Here is a 12,583-nt window from a genome sequence, read left to right as displayed (position 1 = left end):
TCCTGCTTACCACGTGTTTTCTGCTTTACTGCCGGTGCCTAACCAGGCGTGTTACAATCCGTCTGTTTTATTCGCCCCGGTCTGTCTTCATTGGCAAAGCCCGGCTCCAGCTGCCATCGCTGGTTTCGATGCGGGTAGAGCGATCTGGAGTCGAGCGCGGCGGGTCCAGCGGTGGCTTGATATCCCCCGCGCCGTAGCTGTGGCCAGGCTGGCTGGCCAGGCGCGGGTACTGTCCACTGTTCAGGCGCTCGCGGTACCCTGTTGCGGTCAATATCCCGTGAGTTCCCATGAAACGCCATTTCTCGATGCTCCGTGAGTTCCAGCTCGCGGATTGGTTCACCCTCGGCAACGCGTTCTGCGGCACCGGCGCGGTGTTCGCGGCAATGCGTTTCCTGCAGGACGGTGAACGCGGCTTCCTGATGTTCGGCATGGCCTTGATCCCGCTGGCGTTTATCTTCGATGCGCTGGATGGCCGGGTTGCGCGTTGGCGGCAGTCCTCGTCCACCCTGGGGCGGGAGCTGGATTCGCTCGCCGATGTCATTTCCTTCGGCGTGGCGCCGGCTGCGCTGGCCTATGCCTGCGGTATGCAAGGCGCTTGGGACTGGTTGATCCTGAGCTACTTCGTCTGCTGCGGCGTCAGTCGCCTGGCCCGCTACAACGTAACCGCCGTGGAGATCGCCGGTGAGTCGGACAAGGTGCCGTATTTCGAAGGCACGCCGATTCCGACCAGTTTGGCCTTGGTCATCGTGTTGGCCTTGGCGGCCCACTTCAATGCGATTGGCCCGGCGCTGTGGGGTGGCAGCTGGCAGCTTGGCCCATGGCAGCTGCATCCGCTGGTCCTGCTGTTTGCGCTGTCCGGCTCATTGATGATCAGCAAGACGCTGCGGATTCCCAAGCCCTGACGCCGGTAAGCCGGTCGCATTGCTATCATCACCGGGCATCCCGGGAGTAAAGCAATGGCGGCGGCAGGCAACAACGACAACGCGGATTTCGAGGCCAGCATGCGCGGTGCGTGGGAGGCATGGTCACAGGCCATGCACGGCCCTGGCGCAGCGGCAGGCGGTGATTTCCCCTGGCGTGAAAGCATCGCCCAATGGACCCGCTTGGTCAGTACCGATACGCCGCCGGAAGTGCAGGCGCTGGGCGCGCGTTTCCAGCATCAGGCCGGCGATTGGCTGGGCATGATGCAGCAGGTGGCTGCGCGCTTTGCTGGCCGTGATACCTCGGCCGCGGAGGTCGCCGGTGCCTGGCGTGAAGCTGTGCAGGCAGGGCAGGGCGAGGATCTGCTGCAGTGGATGCTGGGTGCTGCACGCGGTGGCAATGCCCTGAACGATCAACCCTGGCTGCGCGAGTTCGCCAAGGCTGCGCAGAGTGGTTTCGGCGGCGGCGATTGGTTGAATGCGCCGGCATTCGGCCCCGCTCGGGAGCATCAGGCGCGTTGGCAGGCCTTGCTGAAGATCCAGCAGGAATACCAGACGCGGGCCGAAGCCTATGTGGATACGATCCGCAACGTGCTGGATGATGCCTTCAAACGCTTCGAGGCCAAGCTGGCCGAACACGAAGTGCCCGGTAGCCAATTGACCAGTGCGCGGGCGATGTTCGACCTGTGGATTGATGCTGCCGAGGAAGCGTATGCCAAGGTGGCGCTTTCCGAAGATTTCCAGCGCATTTATGGCGAGTTGGCCAATGCCCAGATGCGTCTGCGCGCAGCGTCGCAGAGTGAGCTGGAGCGCGCCTGTGATGCCATGGGCGTGCCCACCCGCACTGAAATGGACGCGGCGCATCGGCGCATCGCTGAGTTGGAGCGGCAGGTGCGGCGCTTGATCGCGGCAGGTCAGCAGGCCAGCGCTACGGCGCAATCGACGGCAGAGCCCCGGACGGCGAAGAACTCGCCAGCAAAGCCGGCGACCAAACCTGCGAAACCTGCAGCACAACAAGCGACAAAAAAGACTGCCAAAAAAGCCGTCGCAAAAACGGCTGCCAAGAAGGTCGCGCAAAAGCCTGCAGCAAAGAAGGCCGTGGCCAAGAAAGTGGTCGCCAAGAAAACGGCGACCACTAAGCCGAAGTCCGCACCGGCCCGTCGCAGGAGTGCCAAATGAAGGGACCGCTCGGTTTCGGCAACGACGATCTATTGCAGGAAACCCTGCAGTGGCAGCGCAAACTGGTCGATGGCTTGAAGCTGCTGCCCGGCGTTGAAGACGTGGACTACGGCGTCACCGAGCGCCAGGAAGTGTGGAGCGATGGCAAGGTCAAGTTGTATCGCTTCGTCAGCGATCAGGCCGATACCAGCAAGCCGCCACTGTTGATCGTCTACGCACTGGTCAACCGGCCCTATATGGTCGACCTGCAGGACGGCCGCTCGCTGGTACAGAAGCTGCTGGCGCTGGGCCAGGATGTGTACGTACTGGACTGGGGCTACCCGGACCGCTCAGAGCGCTTCCTGACCCTGGAAGACTATCTGCTGCGCTACATCGACGGTGCGGTCGATCACCTGCGTGCGCAGCGCAATGGTGCGCCAGTCAATCTGCTCGGCATCTGCCAAGGCGGCGTGTTCGCGCTGTGTTACAGCGCGCTACGCCCGCACAAGGTGCAGAACCTGATCAGCATGGTGACGCCGGTCGACTTCCATACCGCGGACAACATGCTCTCGCATTGGGCCCGGCATGTGGATGTGGACCTGTTCGTGGATACGCTGGGCAACATCCCGGCCGACCTGATGAACGCCAGTTACCTGATGCTCAAGCCGTTCCGCTTGAACGTGCAGAAGTACGTGGGCTTGATGGATATCCTTGACGACAAACAGGCCCTGGAAGACTTCCTGCGGATGGAAAAGTGGATCTTCGATTCCCCCGATCTGGCGGGCGAGACTTTCCGCCAGTTCGTCAAACAGTTCTATCAGGCCAATGGCCTGATGAACGGTAGCATCCGCATTGGTGACGAAGCGGTGGATCTGGCGCAGGTGCAGATGCCGATCCTGAACATCTATGCCGAACAGGACCATCTGGTGCCGCCGGCTGCATCCAAGGCGATGCAGGCGCAGGTTGGCAGTAAGGATTACACCGAGCTGGGTTTTCGCGGCGGCCACATCGGCATCTACGTGTCCGGGCGTGCCCAGCGTGAAGTGCCCGGTGCCATCAACGACTGGTTGAGTAAACGCGCATGAAGCTGATCTGCAATTTTCTGCTCGCCGCAAGCTTGGCTGTGATCGCCTTGCCGGCAAGTGCTGCTCCCAGCGCGGCAACCCAGCGTGAGATCAGTGGCCTGATGCAGGCGCTGGAAAGCTCCGGCTGCCGCTTTCAGCGCAATGGCACCTGGTACGACGCAGTGGCTGCCCGTGGCCATCTGCAGCGCAAATACGATTATCTGCTCAAGCGCGACATGGTCGACAGCAGCGAGCAGTTCATTGAACGTGCCGCCAGCCGCAGCAGCATGAGTGGCAAGGCGTACAAGGTTTCCTGCAGTGGTGCGCCGGAGCAGGATGCCTCGGCGTGGTTCCTGCAGCAGCTGCGCCGCCTGCGTACACCGGCCCGCTGATGTCAGTGCTGGCCGCCAGATCGACAGCGCAGGCCTGAGTCTCATGCGGCTGGAAATGGTCCCGATGTGGTTGCGCATTCTGGGCGGGGTTTGGACCTCGCCGAATACCTTGATTGGCTTGGTGGTTGGTTCGTTGGGCAGCCTTGCTGGCGCCCGCCCGTATTGGAGCCGCAAGGAATGCGCACTGGTATTCCGGCGCTGGCCCTGGGGGCCGGGCGGGGCGATCACTTTTGGCATGGTGATCCTGCACACCGGTGATGATCTCAATGGTCTGTGTCAAACCTACGAACATCGCGCTGGCCGCTGCGAGCACCCGCGCGTGCGTCTGGGTGATCATGAGCGCGCGCATGTTTTCCAATATTTGGTATTGGGCCCACTGTTTCTGCCGGTCTACCTGCTGTGCGGCGGTGTGAGCGTGCGTAATCCGTTTGAACGTGCGGCGGACTATTACGCCATGCACGGCCGCGGTTGGTGGCCTGGTCGCAACTGAGAGTGCAGTTGTCGATGTCGACGCGGCGAGTGCTGACATCAAACGACAACCTTTTATGTACATCTCTGTAACGTCACCCCGCGTATCGTTGCACCTGTTACAGATCCAACAGGAGCACGAACCACCATGGCAGTTGTTCTTTATATCGGTGGCAGCAAGGATGGCGATAAGGGTGTGTTGCCGTACGGCTTCAGCAAAACCCGCGCAGATACCGAGCATGGCCCGGAAATTTACGTCGAACGGATGATGAGCGTGACTGGTAGGGGTGCAATGCGGGTCATGGTGCTGGAAGATCTGCGTGATGACATCGCCAGCCAACGTCTGTATCAGCATCTAGCCTGAGTAATCAGGCACACGCGCCGGGCGGCAGGTCCGGCGCGTGCTGTCAACGGCTTTCGCCAAAGCCCGTGCATTGCCAGAATGGCAGCTCCCGTCACCGTGGCTACCGCACCGGCAATGCAAGACATCAAGCTCGCGCAGCAGATCGCGCAGACCATCGCCGCCGAGATCGGCGCACAAGCCACTCAGACCAAGGCGGCCATCGCGCTGCTGGACGAGGGCGCCAGCGTTCCGTTCATCGCCCGCTACCGAAAGGAAGTGACTGGTGGCCTGGACGATACCCAGCTGCGTAATCTCGAAAGCCGCCTGACCTATCTGCGCGAACTCGAAGATCGCCGCCGCGCCGTGCTGTCCAGCATCGACGAGCAGGGCAAGCTCAGCGATGCACTGCGTGAGCAGATCATGGGCGCCGATACCAAGTCGCGACTGGAAGATCTGTATCTGCCGTTCAAGCAGAAGCGTCGCACCCGTGCGCAGATTGCCCGCGAGGCAGGGCTGGAGCCGCTGGCTGATGGGCTGCTTGGCAATCCAATGCTGGATCCGCAGACTCATGCCGCGGGCTTCATCGACGCCGAAAAGGGCGTCGCGGACACCAAGGCCGCACTGGAAGGTGCGCGTGCCATCCTGATGGAGCGTTGGGGTGAAGACGCTGCCCTGGTTGGCGAGCTGCGTAACTGGCTGGCTGGCAACGGCATCATCCGTGCCCGCGTCGCCGAAGGTAAGGAAGCCGAAGGCGCCAAGTACCGCGACTACTTCGACCATGCCGAAGCATTGGCGAAAATCCCTTCGCACCGCCTGCTGGCCTTGTTCCGCGCGCGCCGCGAAGAGTTCATCTTCCTTGAGCTGGACCCGGGCAGTGACGCTGAAGCCGGGCACCAGTATGCGGAAGGCCGGGTCGCCCACAACGCAGGCATCGCCAGCAAGGAGCGACCAGCCGATCGCTGGTTGTTGGACGCCTGCCGCCTGACCTGGCGCGCCAAGCTGCATATGCATCTGCTGCTGGACCTGTTCAACCAGGCCCGCGAAAAAGCCGAGGCCGAGGCGATTGCGGTGTTTGGCGACAACCTGAAGGATCTGATGCTGGCGGCGCCGGCAGGCCCGAAGGCCGTGCTCGGCCTGGATCCGGGCATCCGCACCGGCTGCAAGATCGCCGTGGTCGATGCCACCGGCAAACTGCTGGCCACCGATACGGTGTATCCGCATGAGCCGCGCCGCCAATGGGAGCAGTCGCTGCAGACAATCAAGCAGCTGTGCATCAAGCACAACGTCGAGTTGATCGCGATCGGCAACGGCACCGCCAGCCGCGAAACCGACAAGCTGGCCGGCGAAGCGATCGCTGCCTGCGCCAACCCCAAGCTGCAGAAGGTAGTGGTCAGCGAGGCTGGAGCGTCGGTGTATTCGGCGTCGGAGTTTGCCGCCAAGGAATTCCCGGGACTGGACGTATCGCTGCGAGGCGCCGTTTCCATCGCGCGTCGCTTGCAGGATCCGCTGGCCGAACTGGTCAAGATCGAGCCCAAGGCGATTGGCGTGGGCCAGTACCAGCACGACGTGGACCAGTTCCGCTTGGCTAAGGCGCTGGATGCGCGCGTCGAGGACTGCGTCAACGCTGTGGGTGTATTCGTCAACACCGCCTCGGCCGCGCTGCTGACGCGGGTGTCGGGCTTGTCATCGACGGTGGCCGAGAACATTGTCCGTCACCGCGATGAAAACGGCCCGTTCAAGCGCCGCAAGGATCTGCTTAAAGTGGCGCGCCTGGGCGACAAGACCTTTGAGCAATGCGCAGGTTTCCTGCGGATTGCCGACGGCGACGAGCCGCTGGATGCCTCCGCCGTTCACCCGGAAGCGTACCCGGTGGTACAACGCATCGTTGCTGCCGCCGCACGCCCGATCAAGACATTGCTGGGTGACGGCAGTTACCTGCGCAGCTTGAAGGCCGAGCAGTTCATCGACGACAAGTTCGGTGTGCCGACCGTGCGCGACATCCTCAAGGAAATGGAAAAGCCCGGCCGCGATCCGCGTCCAGAGTTCAAGGCCGCGCGTTTCGCCGAGGGCATCGAGGACATCAAGGACTTGCGTGAAGGCATGATTCTGGAAGGTGTGGTCAGCAACGTTGCTGCATTCGGCGCGTTCGTCGATATCGGCGTGCACCAGGACGGCCTGATCCATATCTCGGCCCTGTCCGATACCTTCGTCAAAGACCCGCGTGACGTGGTCAAGGCGGGCGATATCGTCAAGGTCAAAGTGCTGGAGGTCGACGTGGCACGCAAGCGCATCGCGCTGACCCGGCGCCTGGAAGATGCGCCTGCGCCGGCCAAAAAGCCCGAGCGTGACGAGCGTGGTGCAGGGCAGGGACGTGCTGCTGGCGCTGGGCGCGGCAACGGTCAACGAGGCCAGCGCAACAATGCGGGCAATGGTGGCGGCCGACCGGTAGTGTCTGCAGCGCCGGCCAACAACGCACTGGCCGATGCATTTGCACGAGCAAAGCGCGGCAGCTGAACCAACTGCCGCAGGACCGCATCAATCTTGTAGGAGCGGCGTAAGCCGCGAAGCTGACAATGCTGAAGCACCGGGCATCTGTGCCGATCGATGATCTATCTGCTTCGCGGCTTAGACCGCTCCTACAAAGCTGGAATCTCAAGCCGGAGCAAGCGCGCGTTGCAGTGCCTGGCTGAGATCGCTGCCGGTGTAAGGCTTGGACAGCTTCACGCCGGCATCGAACACTGCAGGCAGCTGATCGAGTTCCATTCCGGTGGCTACCAGGAACGGGATGCCGCGCTGCCTCAGACGCTCGGCAACCGGGCTGCTGTTCTCATTGCATGCCAGCCAATAGTCCAGGAATACGAGCTGAGGCTGCAACTCGTCGATCATCTGCAGCGCAGTACTGACCGAGGCGGCCACGCCGCCGACCTGCATCCCTTCCATCTCCAACTGCATCTGCAGCAGCATGGCGTTCAACTCGTCGTTCTCCACGACCAGCACTCTCGTACCTTCGAGTGAGCCCATCGCTTTCCCCTGTACCTTGATCGGTCGAAGTATAGCCAGTCGCCGAAACAGGCATTACACAAATATTTTCAGCCAGGGTCTGCCCAAGTGCGCAAAGCTCCGCTATAATTCCGCTCCTGCCAGCCGAAGTGGCGGAATCGGTAGACGCAGCGGATTCAAAATCCGCCGCCCTTAAAAGCGTGGGGGTTCGAGTCCCCCCTTCGGCACCAGAGAAAACAGGCACCCTTGGGTGCCTTTTTCTTTGCCTGGAATTCGAGGTTCGTTTCCGTAATTTCCGGAAGGTCGAAGTCATCGACCCGGGCTGATAATTCACTTCTACCAATGAGTAGATGCCGGCGGGTTCGGCGATGCTTGAGTGGGCTGGCTGCGCTGCTGCGGGCTCATGGCCTGCAAATCTCGGAACGCGGCTACTTCTGCTGCAGGGAATCCACTGTAGTGCCGAGCCATGCTCGGCACGGGCTTTCTCGCCAATGCATCACCTCGCAGGGACAGCGCTGGCAATTGGAACCGCCAGTTGAATCTGCGTAGCCGATGCCAATCTTTGCCTGTAGATGTCGGAGCGCGATTGCCAATTTTGCAATGCCCGGACCGTAGTGCAGAGCCATGCTCGGCAGGCGGCCTCCACGGCAAATCAAGCTGCAGGAATGGCGCAATCATATGGCCGGCGTCACGCCAGTTGCCGATCAGTCTGATGCCTGGCAGATCCTGGGTTTCGCGGCTGACGCCGCTCCTGCAAAAGCTGCGGTATCGCAGGACGTCGCAACAGTTGAATGGCGCGAACAACAAGGTTGTCAGATTGCAGACTGATGATCTCAACCCGAGCGGGCAGGGGAGTGCACTGCCAGCAAAAACATCAGGCAAAAAAAGCTCCGATTTCTCGGAGCTTTCTAAAAAATGGCGTCCCCACGGGGATTCGAACCCCGGTCGCCACCGTGAAAGGGTGATGTCCTAGGCCTCTAGACGATGGGGACGCGTATTCTTTAAATCTCAAGTTGTAGATTCAGGCGGCCTAAGGCCTGAATTGGTGGAGCCAAGCGGGATCGAACCGCTGACCTCCTGCATGCCATGCAGGCGCTCTCCCAGCTGAGCTATGGCCCCACGTTGTTGCTAGCCCGCGATTATAGCGGCTTTTTATCGAATTGGAAGCTTTTTATTCTTCCGTGCAATCTCTTGGGAGGATTGCTTCGATAAAAAAAGACCCGATACGGCTGGGTCCGTTTGTACCTGATGAATGGCGTCCCCACGGGGATTCGAACCCCGGTCGCCACCGTGAAAGGGTGATGTCCTAGGCCTCTAGACGATGGGGACGCGTTATACTCATCAAATTGTCGACAATCCAAACGGCCTAATGTTTGGATTTGGTGGAGCCAAGCGGGATCGAACCGCTGACCTCCTGCATGCCATGCAGGCGCTCTCCCAGCTGAGCTATGGCCCCGGTGAAACGTTGTTACGTCGTTGCCGAGAAAGAAATAATAGCGGGGCTTCACATTTCCCGCAAGCGATTTGTGAAGAAATTTCTTCATCCAATGAGATTGGGCTGAAAGACGCCACAAGCCCACCTTTGTGCGTAGTCGCGGACAAGTCCGACACTCGACTTTGTTGACTGCCTGCATCACCGGCGGTCGCGAACTGCCAGGCTGGCTGCTGGTAAGGCCTGTTGGAGTGTCCGCCGTGGCATCTCTTGCTTGCATGGTGTTGGGCTGTCTACTTGGCAGCACCGGTGGTGAAGCGGGATTTTGGGTCTACAAGTGCCAGACTGCCGAAGGTCACTCCTATCAATCCCTACCTTGTGAGGGGTTGGAGCTGAAGCGTTGGAGCGCTGTTGATGCGCCCGTAGACGAGGCCGCGCGCAAACGGCTGGAGGCAATTCAGCGCCAACTGCAACGGGACAGGCTATCGGTAAAGCCCGGCGTACGGTCCGGGCGACGTCCCGCCGCTGCAGGGCCGAAGGCCAGTGCTTGCGAGACCGCCCGGCAAGGGCGCGATCGGGCATATGCGAAAGCCGGTTTGAAGCGCGACTTCGCAATGTCGAGCTTTTGGGACAACAAGGTCCATCAGGTATGCAGGTAGCCACGGTGGACGAAGGCCTGCTCAACGGTGGTCGTGCCGTGCTCCAGCGACGCGCTTCGCTGTGCGGCACTGCGCGTGGAGTGCTCCACCTATATCTTACTGACGCCTGTGTTCAAGTACTGCGTGGGCGGCGGCATCAAGCTCAAGCAGTGATTGTTGCAGCCTGTCCATATCTCCTTCTCGCAGCAATTGCTCCATTGCAGCACAGCGCTGCGTGATGGCTGTTTCGTGGATGAAGGCGAATGCGCCGCGCAGCGAGTGAAGGTGTTGACCAATTACGTCAGCCCGGGCCACCTTGTTGATCGCTGTAGCACCGTCCGCGGGAGATGGTTGTAGCGCCTGCCTGATGGCGATGACTGAATCTTCCAGCGAGCTCAGCAATGGCGCATATACCTCAGGCGGCAGCACTCCTTTTGCGATGTCCGATTGCCCCCGCTCGCTTTGCAAGGGCAGGGCGTCGTTGCCGATTTCTGCCAGCCTTGCACGCAGCGCTTCCAGTAAAACCGGTTTGATCAGGATGCTGTTGATGCCGGCGTCTTTGCTACGGGACCTGTCTTGGTCCGAGGCATGTGCGGTCACGGCGATGATGGGCGCGGTCACCCCGCGCTTGCGCAGGTAGCGGGAAAACGCGAAGCCATCCATGCCGGGCATGTTCAGATCGGTCAGGATCAAATCGTAGTTCTGGCTGTTGAAGGTGGCTATCGCTGCGCTGCAGTCCTCAAACGCACTTGCGCGGCAGCCCAATGCTTCCAACTGCAGCTGCAGCAGTTTCCGATTGGCAGGATGGTCATCGACCACCAGGACATGCAGTGCGACGCTCTGTGCAGCGCTCACCATGATGGGTGGCTTGTGCTGGTCCGGCACTGCGGCGTGGGCATCCGGCAGTGATAGTGGCAAGGTCACCATGAAGGTGCTGCCCTTGCCGGGCGTGCTCTTCACCTGGATGCCGCCTTGCATCAGTTCCGCAAGGCGTTTGCAGAGTGCAAGTCCGAGCCCGGTGCCGCCATAACGACGGGCAATGCTGGAGTCGGCTTGGGAAAACGTGGTGAACAGCGATGCCTGCTGCGCTGCGCTCATTCCGATGCCGGTGTCGCTGACACCCAGGACAATCGCCGAGTCGCTGGCTTCGTCGTCCAGCAGGTAAACCTCGACCAACACATCACCGGCCTCGGTGAACTTGATGGCATTGCTGATCAGGTTGAAGATGATCTGTCGAATGCGGGTTGGATCCCCCATGTAGCGTGGCTGCAGGCCATCATCAACAACGAGGTGGATTTCCAACCCTTTGGCCTGGGCCATGGGCGCGAACATGTCGATGCACTCCAGTGCGACCTGGCTCAGATCGAACGGTATCGACTCAATTGTCATCTGCCCGGACTCGACCTTGGAGAAGTCCAGAATGTCATTGATGATATTCAGCAAAGCAGAGGACGAAGAGGTGACTGCCTGTAGTCGACTGGTTTGCTGGGTGGTCAACGTAGTGCGTTCCAACAGCTCAAGGTTGCCCAGGATTGCATTCATCGGCGTGCGGATTTCGTGGCTCATGATTGCCAGGAAGGTTGATTTGGCTTCATTTGCAGCCTGCGACGCTGCGCGGGCGCTCTCGAGCTCCTGTTCAACCTTCTTGCGCAGGGTAATGTCGGTGAAATTGCATAGCAGGACATCCGTTCCCCGGTACTTGCTGGGGACAACGCTCAACAACAAAGCGCAATCAGCACCATCGCCAGTCTGGATGTTCAACTCGACACCTGGAGATGCGATGGACTTGGCATCATGTGCGCGGAACGCGTCCAGGAACTCAAGGTGCAAGGGTCGTTTGGAATCAGTCCTTGCGTCCGCATATGAGGCCATAACCGAGTTTTTCAGCAGAACCTCACCTGTCGAAGGCGAAATCAGCGCTTGGCCGAATGGCGCGGCCTCGACCATTGTCCGATTGAGGTTCTCGCTTTCGATGATGCGCTCTGAACGCACATAACCGGGGCGGAAAACCTTTCGCTCAATCAGCAGCAATACCGTCCAGACAAACCCTATCGCCATCAGCATTGCTGCGACGTAGGCAAGCAGGCTGGGCCACAACGCGGTAATGATGGTTCGCCATGAGAAGGTGTGGATCAAGTACCAGCCGGCGTTGGCGGTGGATACCGGATCTGTTGCGACAAAGCGCCCATTCATCTCCTCGAACCTGCCGCGCTTGTCCGCTGGTGCGCCGGCTGCCCAGTGATGAAGCGGGAACTGCGCGACCTCGTGGACATTAGGTTGCTGTGAGCCGAGGAACAAATCGCCCTGAGGGTTGGCAATCACCCAGAACTCGTCAATCTGGGTTGAGTTGAGCGATGTAGTGACGAGTTCGACGGGATAGGAGGCAACGAACACCGCAAATGGTTGTGCGTCGGTAAAGGCCTGCTGGCGCAAAAGCAATGACGGCTTGCCGGTAAGCGGGTCGTTTGCGGCCGCTAGCCACTCCGGCCCGACAGCTGCCGACTGCGGGTTGTCGGAGGTGGCTACCCTCGGTTGAGCTGGCGTAAACCGCTGGATGAGCGCGGCGGTGGATTCCTTCGCGTGCGTGGCCAGCAAGTTGCGGTCAGGGAGAGGGCCAGCCCCCAGAAAGGTCCGATCCGGGTTGGTGAAGTAGATCGATGCCGTCAATGCGCGGGCGAAGGTGCCGGCCTGATGACTGATCTCATCAGCCAATTTGAGGTACGGTGCGAAGGTCTCCAGCGTATGCCCCTGATCCATATCCCCTAGGATCAGTACGTGCGGCGAATTGGCTGAGCGCTGCATTGTCATGCGGCCGCGGTTATGGCTGAACCTGTTGACCAGCTCAGGGTCGGGCTTCTGGCGCGACTCCCAAGCGTACTCTTCCTGCGCGGTGGTGATGCGCATTGCGCCCTCACGTATCGCGAACGCCGATTGCAATGCGATCCGGCGGCTTGTCTGGTCGGCGTTTCGTTCCGCGATGTAGTCCTTGATCTGCGAGTGAATGACCACAGCAGTCACTGCGCCAAGGATCAGCGTGGTGACGATGCCGCCCACATACAGCAGGCTGCGCTGGTGTCGGCTCAACAGCTTCAATGCATTTGCCCGGGCAGGTGATTGGGCATTTGGCTTGTCGTCTGCGGTGTCTGCCTCGGAGACCATTTGAGACTC

10 protein-coding genes and 5 tRNA genes are annotated in these 12,583 nt (G+C 60.5%); 9 read left to right on the top strand and 6 right to left on the bottom strand.

The window, feature by feature from the left end:
• The first annotated feature begins 287 nt into the window (after nucleotides 1–287).
• The 7 genes from ACVOLZ_RS08030 (at nucleotide 288) to ACVOLZ_RS08000 (ending at nucleotide 6,859) form a co-directional block, all read left to right on the top strand.
• Nucleotides 288–902 (top strand): CDP-alcohol phosphatidyltransferase family protein, encoded by a 615-nt coding sequence (locus ACVOLZ_RS08030; RefSeq protein WP_282266279.1) that lies wholly within the window; start codon nucleotides 288–290, stop codon nucleotides 900–902.
• Between the two features lie 54 nt (nucleotides 903–956).
• Nucleotides 957–2,099, top strand: a complete 1,143-nt coding sequence (gene phaE / locus ACVOLZ_RS08025; RefSeq protein ID WP_481515718.1) for a class III poly(R)-hydroxyalkanoic acid synthase subunit PhaE — start codon at nucleotides 957–959, stop codon at nucleotides 2,097–2,099.
• Complete coding sequence (locus ACVOLZ_RS08020) at nucleotides 2,096–3,163, top strand: class III poly(R)-hydroxyalkanoic acid synthase subunit PhaC (protein WP_481515717.1); 1,068 nt, start codon at nucleotides 2,096–2,098, stop codon at nucleotides 3,161–3,163. The genes phaE and ACVOLZ_RS08020 overlap by 4 nt, the downstream gene beginning before the upstream one ends.
• Nucleotides 3,160–3,534, top strand: coding sequence for a YfeK family protein (locus ACVOLZ_RS08015; RefSeq protein ID WP_481515716.1), 375 nt, complete (start codon nucleotides 3,160–3,162; stop codon nucleotides 3,532–3,534). Before ACVOLZ_RS08020 ends, ACVOLZ_RS08015 begins: the two co-directional genes overlap by 4 nt.
• A 55-nt stretch (nucleotides 3,535–3,589) precedes the next feature.
• A complete protein-coding gene (locus ACVOLZ_RS08010) occupies nucleotides 3,590–4,024 on the top strand; it encodes a hypothetical protein (protein WP_481515726.1) in 435 nt (144 codons plus the stop codon).
• A 126-nt stretch (nucleotides 4,025–4,150) separates the two neighbouring features.
• Nucleotides 4,151–4,366 carry a hypothetical protein gene (locus ACVOLZ_RS08005; protein WP_481512018.1) on the top strand — a complete coding sequence of 72 codons (216 nt, stop codon included), beginning with the start codon at nucleotides 4,151–4,153 and terminating at the stop codon, nucleotides 4,364–4,366.
• 114 nt (nucleotides 4,367–4,480) lie between these two features.
• Nucleotides 4,481–6,859: a Tex family protein gene (locus ACVOLZ_RS08000; protein ID WP_481515725.1), complete on the top strand. Its 2,379-nt coding sequence runs from the start codon at nucleotides 4,481–4,483 to the stop codon at nucleotides 6,857–6,859.
• A 138-nt stretch (nucleotides 6,860–6,997) separates the two neighbouring features.
• On the opposite strand, the gene ACVOLZ_RS07995 is transcribed toward ACVOLZ_RS08000, so the two are convergent.
• The gene (locus ACVOLZ_RS07995; RefSeq protein ID WP_481515715.1) at nucleotides 6,998–7,366 is read right to left on the bottom strand and encodes a response regulator; all 369 of its coding nucleotides are present in this window, start codon (nucleotides 7,364–7,366) and stop codon (nucleotides 6,998–7,000) included.
• Between the two features lie 122 nt (nucleotides 7,367–7,488).
• Here ACVOLZ_RS07995 and ACVOLZ_RS07990 point away from each other — a divergent pair.
• Together ACVOLZ_RS07990 and ACVOLZ_RS07985 are read left to right on the top strand one after the other, a co-directional pair.
• Nucleotides 7,489–7,575 (top strand) — tRNA-Leu (locus ACVOLZ_RS07990).
• A 448-nt stretch (nucleotides 7,576–8,023) separates the two neighbouring features.
• Complete coding sequence (locus tag ACVOLZ_RS07985; RefSeq protein ID WP_481515714.1) at nucleotides 8,024–8,173, top strand: hypothetical protein; 150 nt, start codon at nucleotides 8,024–8,026, stop codon at nucleotides 8,171–8,173.
• A gap of 88 nt (nucleotides 8,174–8,261) precedes the next feature.
• On the opposite strand, the gene ACVOLZ_RS07980 is transcribed toward ACVOLZ_RS07985, so the two are convergent.
• The 5 genes from ACVOLZ_RS07980 to ACVOLZ_RS07960 form a co-directional block, all read right to left on the bottom strand.
• Nucleotides 8,262–8,337 (bottom strand) — tRNA-Glu (locus ACVOLZ_RS07980).
• A 51-nt stretch (nucleotides 8,338–8,388) separates the two neighbouring features.
• A tRNA-Ala gene (locus tag ACVOLZ_RS07975) sits at nucleotides 8,389–8,464 on the bottom strand.
• Nucleotides 8,465–8,598: 134 nt separating this feature from the next.
• Nucleotides 8,599–8,674, bottom strand: a tRNA-Glu gene (locus ACVOLZ_RS07970).
• 51 nt (nucleotides 8,675–8,725) lie between these two features.
• Nucleotides 8,726–8,801, bottom strand: a tRNA-Ala gene (locus tag ACVOLZ_RS07965).
• 731 nt (nucleotides 8,802–9,532) lie between these two features.
• Nucleotides 9,533–12,574 (bottom strand): hybrid sensor histidine kinase/response regulator, encoded by a 3,042-nt coding sequence (locus ACVOLZ_RS07960; RefSeq protein ID WP_481515713.1) that lies wholly within the window; start codon nucleotides 12,572–12,574, stop codon nucleotides 9,533–9,535.
• Between the last annotated feature and the right edge of the window lie 9 nt (nucleotides 12,575–12,583).

The sequence above is a fragment of the Stenotrophomonas sp. STEN020 genome, assembly GCF_056760195.1.
The sequence above is the reverse complement of the archived record's forward strand: the minus strand, read 5'-3'. Positions and strand labels throughout refer to the sequence as shown.